Source organism: Chryseobacterium sp. JV558 (genome assembly GCF_033712365.1).
In the GTDB taxonomy this organism is placed as follows: domain Bacteria; phylum Bacteroidota; class Bacteroidia; order Flavobacteriales; family Weeksellaceae; genus Chryseobacterium.
The window spans coordinates 151708-164223 of record NZ_WJHU01000002.1 but is presented as its reverse complement, the minus strand read 5'-3'; the positions used below and the strand labels follow the sequence as shown (position 1 = coordinate 164223).

The window sequence follows — 12516 nt, the reverse complement described above, 5'->3', positions numbered from 1 at the left end:
TACACAAAAATACGCTTTTTAGGGCTTGTTAATTCACACTAATTATTTTTTTTAAAAAATTTATTATTGCTGTTTAAAAGGGATATTCCTGTTATTTTAACTGATCTCTTTTTGAATAGCAAGCTGTAATTGAATGTTTAAAAAAAACGATTCAACTGCCCTCCAAATATATACTTATTAAATAAAGAATGACTAAAATCCGTGAATAAGTTAACAAACTTTAACAGGGTAATGCCATTCATAAAAAAATCGCCTCCAAAAATGAAGGCGATTTTTTATGTATTTGAATCAATTCTATCCTTGATCTACAAGAGCAGACATGTACTCTCTGTTCATTCTTGCAATGTTTTCAAGAGAAATTCCTTTCGGACATTCTACTTCACAAGCACCTGTATTTGAACAGTTTCCGAATCCTTCTTCGTCCATAGCTTTTACCATGTTCAGAACTCTTCTCTTCGCTTCTACTCTACCTTGAGGTAAAAGAGCGTACTGAGAAACTTTCGCTCCTACGAATAACATTGCAGATCCGTTTTTACAAGTAGCCACACAAGCTCCACATCCGATACAAGCCGCAGCATCCATTGCTTTGTCTGCATCTTCTTTAGGAACCGGAATTGCATTAGCATCCAAAGTATTTCCTGAAGTATTCACCGAAATGAAACCACCTGCAGCCATTACTCTGTCGAATGCGCTTCTGTCTACCATTAAATCTTTAATAACAGGGAAAGCAGCACTTCTCCAAGGTTCAATAACGATGGTTTCACCGTCTTTGAACATTCTCATGTGAAGCTGACACGTTGTAATCCCCGTATCCGGACCGTGCGCTCTACCATTGATGTAAAGAGAACACATTCCGCAGATTCCTTCACGACAGTCGTGATCAAAAGCGATTGGTTCTTTTCCTTCGTTAATGATATTTTCGTTCAAAATATCTAACATTTCCAAAAATGAAGAATCTGTAGAAACATCTGATATTTTGTAGGTCTCAAACTGACCTTTAGTTTTGCTATTTTTTTGTCTCCAAATTTTTAGGGTAAGATGAAGGCCTTTTTTTGCACTCATAATTGTTTATTTATAGGTTGGAGATTATTTGTAACTTCTTGCTTTAACTTCAATGTTTTCGTAGATCAGATCTTCTTTATGCAGAACTTCAGTGGTGATATCATCCGTTTGATATTCCCAAGCTCCAACATATTTGAAGTTAACATCATCTCTTTCTGCTTCTCCTTCTGAGGTAGCATGATCTTCTCTGAAGTGTCCTCCACAAGATTCGTTTCTGTGCAGAGCATCAATAGCCATCAATTGTCCTAGTTCGATAAAATCTGCCACTCTGAATGCTTTTTCAAGCTCAGTGTTCATTCCATCAGCATCACCAGGAACTTTCACGTCTTCCCAGAATTCTTTTTTCACCTGAGCAATTTCAGCAATAGCTTCTTTTAATCCTTCAGGAGTTCTTCCCATCCCCACTTTATTCCACATGATGTGTCCTAATTTTTTATGGAAATGATCTACAGAATGTGTTCCTTTATTATTTAAGAAGAAATCTACTTTTCCTTTAATTTCTTTTTCAGCTTCATCAAATGCTGCTGAATTAGTAGGAATTGTTCCCGTTCTGATATCTGCAGAAAGATAATCTGCAATCGTATAAGGAAGAACGAAATATCCATCTGCCAAACCTTGCATCAATGCAGAAGCACCAAGTCTGTTTGCACCGTGATCTGAGAAGTTAGCTTCACCGATTACGAAACATCCAGGGATTGTAGACTGAAGGTTATAATCAACCCAAACACCACCCATTGTATAGTGAACTGCAGGATAAATTTTCATTGGAGTTTTGTAAGGATCATCAGCAGTAATTTTTTCGTACATAACGAACAAGTTACCATATTTTTCCTCAATCCAAGATTTTCCTAAATCATAAATCTGCTGATCTGTAGGATTATGAATATGTTTTTCGATAGCGGCTTCTTTACCTTTTTTGATAATCTCTGTTGAGAAATCTAAGTAAACACCTTCTTTCGTTTCATTATTTTCGATTCCGAAACCAGCATCACATCTTTCTTTACCAGCTCTAGATGCAACGTCTCTAGGTACTAAGTTTCCGAATGCAGGGTATCTTCTTTCTAAATAATAATCTCTATCTTCTTCTTTAATATTTTCAGGTCTCAATTTACCTTCTCTGATGGCTACAGAATCTTCAATCTTCTTAGGAACCCAAATTCTTCCGGAGTTTCTTAATGATTCAGACATCAAAGTCAGTTTAGACTGCTGTGTTCCGTGAACAGGAATACAAGTCGGGTGAATCTGTACGTAGCAAGGGTTTGCGAAGTAAGCTCCTTTCTTGTGAATTTTCCATGCTGCAGAAACGTTTGATCCCATTGCGTTGGTAGAAAGGAAATATACGTTTCCGTATCCTCCTGAAGCAATTACTACGGCGTGAGCAGAGTGTCTTTCGATCTCACCTGTTACAAGGTTTCTTGCGATGATACCTCTTGCTTTTCCGTCAACAATTACAAGATCCAGCATTTCATGACGGTTGTACATCTTGATTCTTCCTTTACCGATCTGACGGCTCATTGAAGAGTATGCTCCTAGTAATAACTGCTGTCCTGTTTGTCCTTTTGCGTAGAAAGTTCTTTTTACCTGAACCCCACCAAATGAACGGTTATCTAGCTGACCGCCGTAATCTCTCCCGAAAGGCACCCCTTGGGAAACACACTGGTCAATAATATTTGCAGAAACTTCAGCTAATCTGTAAACGTTGGCCTCTCTTGCTCTATAGTCACCACCTTTAATGGTATCATAGAATAATCTGTAAGTAGAGTCACCGTCTCCCTGATAGTTCTTCGCTGCGTTGATTCCCCCTTGAGCTGCAATAGAGTGTGCTCTTCTTGGAGAATCCTGGTAGCAGAATGCTTTTACGTTATATCCTTGCTCAGCCAATGTAGCTGCTGCAGAACCTCCTGCCAAACCTGTACCTACAACAATAATATCAATCTTATCTCTGTTGTTTGGTGCAACAAGGTTCATATGGTCTTTATGATTTTTCCATTTGTCCTTTAGAGGACCTCCCGGAATTCTTGAATCTAATTTACTCATACTAGTATAGTGATATTATTGAGTTATAAAATGGTAAACTGCTACGATGATGAATCCTGCAGGGATAAGGATTGAATACCATTTCCCGAAAGCTTTGATCACCGGCGTATATTTTGGATGTCTTGCTCCGATAGACTGGAATGAAGACTGGAATCCGTGAGCTAAGTGTAATCCTAGTAAAACAAAAGAGATTACATACAAAGCCACTCTCCAAAGATCAGCAAACTTCTCATGAAGTTCCGGCCAGAAACGTTCAGCATCAGGAGTCAATCCTTCTACATACTTGTAATTGATTTCATGCAGCCAGAAATCATATAAGTGAAGCGCTAAGAACGCTAAAATAACAGCTCCTGAAATAATCATATTTCTGGACATCCATGAAGAATTCACAGATGCATTGTTAGCTGCATACTTTACCGGACGCGCTTTATTATTCTTGATTTCAAGCACAAATCCCATAATGAAATGGAAAATTACTGCAAAACCAAGAATAGGCTGCATTAAGAACTGCACAAAAGGATTATAGCCCATAAAATCAGATGCTGTATTGAATGCATCCTTATTCAGAACTGATAACAAATTGGTCGTCAAATGCAGTATAAGAAAAATCAGCAAAAATAGAGCTGATAATGCCATCGCATATTTTCTACCTATCGTAGAACTCGTTAAACCTGCCATATAAGTTTAAATTTGAATTTCTACAAAATTAAGAAAGTTTAACAATATCGAAAAGTGAGAAATCTCACAAATAGACAGTTTGTAATCTTTCTAAATAAGAATTCCATGTATTATAAATGCAGGAAAACGTATAAATTATAACGATTATTTCAAATCATAAATCCTATTCCTGAAAACTACTTTTTGAACAGACTTTGGAAAGGTTTTTATCTCAAAATGATGTATTCTTCTTGAAGAGCAGTAAGGCTTCACAATAAACTGCAAAACCTTTGTTTTATTTTCCATATCCGAAATCCAGAAGCATACCTCATTTCCCCTTTTTACTGAAAAAATATTGTTTTTATCAAACGCATGGGTCAATACCTCATCTTTCTGATCTTCAAAAACATTGCTTCCGGTTCTTATGATCAGAAATATGATAACAGCCATCATTACTCTTGAAGAATTTTTAATATTGAATTTTATGATGACTGGTCTTAATAAGTAAACAAGCACAAATACTGAAATCACCTCCAGTCCGTTCATTGGAATATTTTCAAAGAACAATACATCAACCTCAGCAAACCAATGAATCATTTTCAACAAAATCTGAATCACAAAATCATATATCCCGTTCATCAATTCAAAGTCAATCCCACAAGCAATAAGAGCTGTCATTAGGAATGAAAAAATGATGATCATTTCAGAAAAAGGAACAATAACAAAATTGGCGATGATGGATATGAATGAAAACTGATGAAAATAATACAACACTAAAGGAAGTGTAGTTATCTGTGCTGATAAAGATATTGTAATGGTATTAAACAATATCTTTTTTAAATAATTATCTTGTTTTGGAAAGTATTTCAAAAGAGGCTGATTCAACCAATAAATCCCCAGGACAGCTAAAAAACTGAGTTGAAATCCTACATCAAAAAACTGCTGTGTATCACCAATTAAAATAAAAAACGCAGATAAAGATAATGAATGAAGCAGATCAGGTTTCCGCTGAAGCAATACAAAAATAAAATAGACACTCAACATGATACAGGACCGCAGGACTGAGTTTCCAAAGCCAATAAAAGCAGCAAACAGCCAAATAAACCCCAAGCTTAAAATGACCACATATTTTCTAAATTTTAAGGAAATAAAACGAATCAGCAAAAAGTAAAACATCCCGAAAATAACCACAATATGAGTTCCGGAAATAGCGAGAAAGTGAACCAGTCCTGATTTATTGAAATCCTGTACCGTACCTGCATCAATCTCTGTACGATCTGCCAGAATGATTCCTTTTAAAAATTCTTTGGTTTTCCCCGAAATGTTTGCTTTATCAATTTTCTGAAGAATGTTAAGTCTATATTGGCGTAGTTTATCTGCAGGAGTTAAATCATTCCGTTCTGCAGCTCTAATTTCTTTTGAAAGATAGACCTGATATTCGATATGCTTTCGCTTCAGATATTTTCCATACTCAAACTGAAAATCATACTGAGGAGCTTTGGGTTTTGTTATATAAGCATCAGCCTTGTAGTAGTGAATAAAGTCTAACTCTTTACTATCCTTGGGAACATAAAAAACCGAATTGAATTTTACATTTCCTACCCGTGCTGCTCCTTCGTATTTCTTATATTTTTCTGTAGTATTTAATTTTTGAGAAATTTTAAAAGTAATCGTTTCTTTTTTCTTTACAGATGAAGAAACGTCCGCCGAAAAAGTATTGTGAAAATGAAGAATAATCCCCATTCCAAAGACCAGAAGCCCCAGCAAAACGGCTTTGGTCTTATGTAAAAAATAAGAATGAAAACATATTGCAGCCAGTATGATCAAGCAAATTATAATAACCAGGTAAAACGTAATGCCTGTCAATACCATTTTCTCCTGGAAAAGAATTCCAAGAATAAAACATATTACCAGAATAAGAAGAGGCTGCTTATGCAATTTCGATTAATTATCATTGTAAAATAGATAATTAATCAATGAAGTATTATCTCTTAAATAGCTGAATAAGTACTTTACAGCTTACCAAAGACATTAACTGAGCGCTTGATTTTTTGCTATAAAATTAAAGGTTGAAAGTATGTTATTACTTTTTCAGAAATTTATCCGTCAAACGTTTCGTTTCTTTGATATAAAATAATGGATCTTTCCCATAATCTTCATATTTGAAATCTCCCACTTTTTTAGGGATAGCGGGTTCTATTTGTGTTCCTTCATGCCATTCGTTGAAAGATGTGATTCCGATGAAATCCGGATTTACTTTGATGGCAGCATCAAACATATTTTCATAATACTTACCCTCATTTCTGTTTTTGAAGTTGGCTTCGTTCCATGGGCGGATTCTTGTATCTGAATAACCGGGACCTACACAAGGAATAAATATCATATGATGATCTTCGGCATATTTGGATAAGAAATCCCAATTAGCCGTTGTGCTTCCATATACAAAACCTTCACTGGCAAAATAGGTATAGAAGCCGTCAAAACCGGACGAATCAAAAAATTTCGCATCATCCTTTCCCACCCATAATCCAATATAAAGAGCATCCAAATCTGTATTTCTAACCGTTTTTTCTCCGTTTTCGGATAATATTTTCACCCATTCTTCTTTAGGAATCTTATAGCTGTCATAGACATAAAACAATGGCTTTCCTTCTTTTTTATAGAAAGCGTGATGATGAGAATAGGTTTTTATAAGGTAAGAAAGCTGTTCTTTTAATTCTGAAGTATTTTTATAAAACGGCTCAATGTGAAATGCAATTTTCAGATCAAATCGATCCGCAATATCCAGGTATTTGATAAGACTTTTATCAGTATATGAATCTTTTCCCAGCCAGCTGACTACAACTACCCCTACTCCTGATTCTTTGATCATTCTCATATGTTTTTCAATGATCTTTGTGTCATTAGAACTGTAGTTTCCAAGCGCTGGATAAAAATTAGCCCCAATATCATCTCCTCCTTTGTGATGCCCCAGATTGTTCCACTTCGGATTACTCCAGTGAGGAAGAATTTCATGGTTCCAATGCTGATAACTTCCATCCGTTGCAGGATTTCCATACCAGCCATAATAGAATATCTGAACTTTATCTCTTGAGTCGCTCTGTTGAGCAAAACTTTTCGAGAAAAATAATGTGAATACCAATAATAAAAGAAAACGGTTAAAATAATTCATAGTTAAAAAGTAGATTAAATTCTCAAAAACCTCGGCAAACTATACTTTTAATATCACCTCAGCAGCATGGTCACTGGCGCCTTTTCCACCCAACTTTTCTCTCAGAAGGTTGTAATCATTCAGAACCTGTGTTCTTTTGTCTCCTTCTATAATTTTATTGAGTTCTTCTACCAGATTTTTGGTGTTCAGATCATTTTGAATAAGTTCTTTCACCACTTCTCTATCCATGATAAGATTAACCAAAGAAATATAATTGATGTTCTTCACTAACCTTTTAGCAATAGCATAGGAAATTTTGCTTCCACGATAACAAACCACTTCAGGAATATTTAATAAAGCCGTTTCTAATGTAGCTGTTCCGGAAGTAACAAGAGCTGCTTTGGAACATCTCAGCAAATCATAGGTTTTATTGGAAACAAAATGCACATTATCATCTACATATTTCTGATAAAATTCTTTAGGAAGACTCGGTGCTCCGGCAATTACAAATTGATAATTTTTAAAATGCGGTCTTACGGAAAGCATTATTTCAAGCATTTTTTCTACTTCCTGCTCTCTGGAACCCGGTAATAATGCAATGATTTCTTTTTCGTTCAGTCCGTTTTCCGATTTGAATTTTTCAGTACTGATTTCCTGTAGATCTGAAATAGCATCCAACAACGGATGGCCTACAAAATGGGAATGAACGCCATGTTTTCTGTAAAAATCTTCTTCGAAAGGAAGGATCACCATCATTTCATCCACGTACTTTTTGATAATTTCTACACGTCCTTCTTTCCATGCCCAAAGCTGTGGAGAAATATAATACACGACTTTGATCCCAAGTTCTTTGGCAAATCTGGCAATTCTCAGATTAAAACCCGGGTAATCAACTAAAATTAAAACGTCTGGTCTGTTTTTCTGAATATCCTCTTTACAGAATTTGATATTATTCAAAATTGTCCGTAGGTTCATCACCACTTCAAGAAATCCCATAAAAGCCAGTTCCCGGTAATGTTTTACCAGTGTTCCGCCCTGAGCTTTCATCAGATCGCCACCCCAAAATCTGAACTCCGCATTTGGGTCCTTATGTTTTAAGGCTTTCATCAAATTGCTTCCATGCAAATCACCGGAAGCTTCTCCTGCAATAATGTAATACTTCATTTCTATAGTAAGGATAGAGAACAAATTAAAATAGATATGATCTTAATTCGTAAATTTGTTCAAAGATAATGATAAAAAATGTCAGAAGAATTTGAAATCCGGAATAAAGTTGCAGAAAGCGGCCTTATCAATTTTGACCTTACCACTTTACTTCCAAAGGGGGAAAGAAAAGGAATTGATCTTAAAGATTTTCTTTTCCAGGAAATGATCCTGAAAGAAAAAGATTTTCGTGAAAAGGTAGAAGCTATCGATACTGAACAATATAAAGACACCTATATTTACATCTACAATTCGATAGATACCATTATTCCGCTTTGGGCTTATTTTGTATTGACAGCCAAACTTACAGATGTCGCCAAAAAAATAGTTTTCGGAGACCGTAAGAATCTTGATGTTATTTTAATGCACAACGCGATCCAGACTCATGATTTTGAGGAAATGAGAGGCAAAAGAGTTCTGGTAAAAGGCTGTTCTGATAAAGACATTCCTGAAAACGCTTATATAGAGCTGGTAGAACAGCTGAAGCCTATTGTAAAATCTCTGATGTTTGGAGAAGCATGTTCTAATGTCCCTATTGTAAAGAATTAATATGAACAAATATTTATCCGCGGGATTTTTATTTATTATTTTTCTTGGGATTTATTATATCGGAAGTTTTTCGAAAATTCCTTTTGCAGACTGCGTAGGATTTGTGCTGGATGCAGAAAAAGGAGTATGGGCAACAAATGCTACTGCCACGAGTCACTTTTTATATATCAATACCGTTATTTTCATTAAAAACTTTACAGGGATTAACGCTATTGAAGTAAGCCGATTTTTGGTTGTCTCATCAGGTGCGGCAACGGTTTCTATTATTTATCTCACGGTAAAAACCCTTTCAAAAACAGAATGGGCATCTCTTACGGCTGCTTTTGTTTTTGGCTTCAGCTTCTCATTTTGGAGAAATGCTGAAATAGTAGAGGTATATACTTATAATTCCCTTTGGGTAAGTCTTTTTTTCTTTTCAGTTATAAAAGCTTTTACGGAAAATAAAAGAATCTACATATTGCTGAGCAGTGTATTTCTAGGAATCAGTTTATGGGTTCACATTCAGAATATTCTGCTCATACCTGCCTTACTGGTCTTTTTATTCTATTTCAGAAAAGAAAAAAAATACGCTGCGGCATCATTACTGATGTTTGCCATATTGTTTGGCTCTTTATTTATTCTGAATATTTCCCAGGGACTTCCTTTCAAATCTCCATATAGTTCTGATCAGGGAACGTGGGTGGAAGATTCTTTGAAAAAAAGTACAATTCAGTATGTAAAGGATTTTTTCCAATCTTTTGTATATCTTATTTATAATTTCAGCGTATTTACATTTTTCGGAGTCACAGGTATTCTGCTTTTGTACAAAGCCAATAAAAAAATGTTTTTTGTTTTTGCTGTCGGGGCAGTCTGTGTATATGGATTCTCCACATTTTATGCAGTATCAGATAATTACGTTTTCTTTTTACCCTTTAATATTATTTTTGCTTTATCCATTGGATATGGTCTTTCTTCTGCAAAGTACGTGCGTTTAAGAAAATTCTCGTGGATATGTCTGCTGATTCCTGTAGGGTATCTTCTTTTTTATAAAGTGATATTTTTAACAGAGAAAGGAAAAGAATTCCATGCATTTAAAGAATATAAAGGCGGTCTGGATTATTATGTTCTTCCCTGGATGAATAACAATGCAGGCATTCTGGAGTTCACCATTGATAAAAAACAAGCACCTGAACCTATTGACTGGATGACAATAAGTGCTGTGGAATACATAAAGGTATTAAAAAGCAAAGGGTATACGGAAGAACAGATCAGAAAACTTTAACAATAATTATGAAAGGCGGTCATTTTGTGAGGCATATTTTTTGATAACTTTGGTTTACTTAATACTAACAAACACAAAAAATGAGTTTAATTGACCTACTTACAGGGAACACAGGCAACCAGGTTGCTGAACAGGCTGAAAACAAATTCGGAATCGGCAAAAACCAGGTAATCGCCTTATTAGCTGTAGCTACCCCTCTTATTATTTCTTATCTTAGAAATAAGTCTCAGGATGCTAAAGAAGCAGAAGCTTTAAATAGTGCTTTAGATAAAGACCATAACGGAAGTATTTTAGATGATGCTTCACAAATTGAAGCAAGACAGGCTGAAGGCGGATCTATTCTGGATCATATCTTTGGCGGACAAAAAAGTACTGTTGAAAACCAGCTGTCACAAAACACAGGAATTTCAATTGACAAGATAGGTCCCATTCTGGCGATGCTGGCACCTGTTATAATGGGATACATTGGACAGCAGAAGCAGCAGAGCAATGTAGGTGCAGGAGGTCTTGGAGATCTTTTAGGAGGAATTCTTGGGAATGCTTCCAACCAGGCTCAGACTCAGCAGTCTAATCCTTTGAATGACATTCTTGGAAGTGTTTTAGGAGGAGGTACGCAATCTCAATCATCAGGAAATCCATTGAACGATATACTAGGAAGTGTATTGGGTGGTGGAAACCAGCAACAAGGCGGTGGCGGCTTAGGCAGCATCCTTGGTAATATTCTTGGAGGTAAATAATTAATTTAATTTTCATAAAAAAAGACCGGAGAGATGATCTTCGGTCTTTTTTATTTAGATTATTTTTTAGATTTTTCTTCAGAAGCTATAAAAGATTTTGAGGCTTTTTTAGGTCTTCTTTTACCATAACTTCCGGAATTGATTTTTCCTCTTCTTGATTTTTTGTCTCCTTTTCCCATAGTAATTATGTATTTGTTAATTACGAATTTATAAAATACAGCTCTAAAATCCAATTAATGAAGCTGTTAAAGTTTTATAAAATAACCAGATGATATGCTGAAAAAGAGAATTACAAATTACGATCAAACCTTAATCGTTTTCCACTTTCCTTTTTTGAATAAGATAAAAGCAACTATTGTTATCAGGGTTTCTGCGGCAGGAATTGAAATAAAGACTCCTTTCGGTCCTATATCCAGATGCTTTGATAAAAAATATGCCAGCGGAATCTGAAACAGCCAGAATCCAAAAAGATTCACCCATGTAGGTGTCCAGGTATCTCCGGCTCCATTAAAGGCATTGATCATGACCATTCCAACTCCATAGAATATAAACCCGATACTCATAATCTGAAGGGCATTTTTAGCAAAATCCTTAATAGCCGTTTCCTGAGTGAAAAAACTAACTAAGAAATTTCCCATAAAAATAAATATCAGACTTACGATCAGCATAAAGATCGCATTATATTTCACAGTCTTCATCACCGACTGTTCTGCTCTTACCATTTCATTCGCACCCATATTCTGCCCTACCAGTGTAGATGCAGCATTACTAAGTCCCCAGGCCGGAAGTATAAAGAACATCATAAGCCTTAAAGCTGTCTGATAACCGGCTGAGGCATTTTCACCTCCTGTAGTCGCTACCAATTCCGCAAGGAAAATCCAGCTGCATGAAGCTATGACAAACTGAAAAATTCCCGGTGTTGCAATTTTTATAATAGATTTAATTAATTCAGAACTCGGTTTAAAATAAGAAAGTTTAATACGAATCTGGGTATCAGCAACTAAAAGATGGTACAACTGATAAATCACCCCAATACTTCGGCCTATAGTTGTTGCCAAAGCAGCTCCGGTCAATCCCAAAGCAGGAACTGGTCCTAACCCTTTTATCAGAATTGGACAAAGAATAATGTTGGCAATATTCGCTATCCACAAGCTTTTCATAGCAATCATTGCATTTCCTGCACCTCTGAAAATACCATTAATTAAAAATAACAGCATAATGATTGTACTGCTGCTCATCATAATTCTGGTAAAATTCTTCCCATAGGCTGCCGCTTCCGGCTTTGAACCCATCAGGATCAGGATTTCCTCAGCATAAATCACTCCCAGTAAACTTAAAACAAAAGTAATAACAAATGAAACCAATAGTACCTGTGCCGCACTTCTGGAAGCCTGTTCAGGATTTTTCTCCCCAATTCGTCTTGCCACCAAAGCTGTTGCTGCCATACTCATACCAATCGCAATAGAATACATCACAGAAAGTACAGATTCGGTAAGTCCTACAGTCTGAATAGCAAAACCACTTTCTTTCAAATGCCCGACAAAGTACAGATCAACAAGGGCAAATACGGATTCCATAGCCATTTCCAGCATCATAGGAATGGCTAGAAGCAGTACTGCACTTCTGATATTCACCTTCGTAAAATCAGTTTCCTCCCCACTGAAAGCTTTTTTCAAAAACTCAACATATTTTGTCATGATTTCTTTTAGTTTACTTAGCAAAAGTATTCATTCAAAAGCAATTAAAAGTTGGCATATGAAAAGTTTTTAATAACTGTTGAATGCTGACTGCTCCTGTAAAAAAATTGAGTCAAAATATTTAAAAACAAAATTAACAACAAATATTTATCGTAACACGAT

11 protein-coding genes are annotated in these 12516 nt (G+C 35.7%); 3 read left to right on the top strand and 8 right to left on the bottom strand.

Annotated features, from left to right (window positions below):
- Window positions 1–294 precede the first annotated feature (294 nt).
- The 6 genes from GFU89_RS06500 to lpxB all read right to left on the bottom strand — a co-directional run bounded on the left by GFU89_RS06500 (window position 295) and on the right by lpxB (window position 8071).
- A complete protein-coding gene (locus GFU89_RS06500) occupies window positions 295–1062 on the bottom strand; it encodes a succinate dehydrogenase/fumarate reductase iron-sulfur subunit (protein WP_106914501.1) in 768 nt (255 codons plus the stop codon).
- Window positions 1063–1086: 24 nt separating this feature from the next.
- On the bottom strand, window positions 1087–3099 hold the full coding sequence (locus GFU89_RS06495; protein ID WP_318846379.1) for a fumarate reductase/succinate dehydrogenase flavoprotein subunit: 2013 nt from the start codon (window positions 3097–3099) through the stop codon (window positions 1087–1089).
- A gap of 15 nt (window positions 3100–3114) precedes the next feature.
- A complete protein-coding gene (locus GFU89_RS06490; protein WP_318846378.1) occupies window positions 3115–3777 on the bottom strand; it encodes a succinate dehydrogenase cytochrome b subunit in 663 nt (220 codons plus the stop codon).
- Between the two features lie 144 nt (window positions 3778–3921).
- A complete protein-coding gene (locus GFU89_RS06485; protein WP_318846377.1) occupies window positions 3922–5694 on the bottom strand; it encodes a ComEC/Rec2 family competence protein in 1773 nt (590 codons plus the stop codon).
- Between the two features lie 145 nt (window positions 5695–5839).
- The gene (locus tag GFU89_RS06480; protein ID WP_318846376.1) at window positions 5840–6928 is read right to left on the bottom strand and encodes a glycoside hydrolase family 99 protein; all 1089 of its coding nucleotides are present in this window, start codon (window positions 6926–6928) and stop codon (window positions 5840–5842) included.
- A gap of 39 nt (window positions 6929–6967) precedes the next feature.
- Complete coding sequence (gene lpxB / locus GFU89_RS06475; RefSeq protein ID WP_318846375.1) at window positions 6968–8071, bottom strand: lipid-A-disaccharide synthase; 1104 nt, start codon at window positions 8069–8071, stop codon at window positions 6968–6970.
- Window positions 8072–8149: 78 nt separating this feature from the next.
- Here lpxB and GFU89_RS06470 point away from each other — a divergent pair, with 78 nt between their 5' ends.
- From GFU89_RS06470 to GFU89_RS06460, 3 genes are all read left to right on the top strand, one after another.
- Window positions 8150–8659, top strand: coding sequence for a DUF2480 family protein (locus GFU89_RS06470; protein WP_318846374.1), 510 nt, complete (start codon window positions 8150–8152; stop codon window positions 8657–8659).
- Window position 8660: 1 nt separating this feature from the next.
- Window positions 8661–9920, top strand: a complete 1260-nt coding sequence (locus tag GFU89_RS06465) for a protein O-mannosyl-transferase family (RefSeq protein WP_318846373.1) — start codon at window positions 8661–8663, stop codon at window positions 9918–9920.
- An 80-nt stretch (window positions 9921–10000) separates the two neighbouring features.
- Window positions 10001–10657 carry a DUF937 domain-containing protein gene (locus GFU89_RS06460; protein WP_318846372.1) on the top strand — a complete coding sequence of 219 codons (657 nt, stop codon included), beginning with the start codon at window positions 10001–10003 and terminating at the stop codon, window positions 10655–10657.
- Window positions 10658–10716: 59 nt separating this feature from the next.
- On the opposite strand, the gene GFU89_RS06455 is transcribed toward GFU89_RS06460, so the two are convergent.
- Window positions 10717–10836, bottom strand: coding sequence for a 30S ribosomal protein THX (locus GFU89_RS06455; RefSeq protein ID WP_318846371.1), 120 nt, complete (start codon window positions 10834–10836; stop codon window positions 10717–10719).
- A 123-nt stretch (window positions 10837–10959) separates the two neighbouring features.
- Window positions 10960–12354, bottom strand: coding sequence for an MATE family efflux transporter (locus GFU89_RS06450; RefSeq protein WP_318846370.1), 1395 nt, complete (start codon window positions 12352–12354; stop codon window positions 10960–10962).
- Between the last annotated feature and the right edge of the window lie 162 nt (window positions 12355–12516).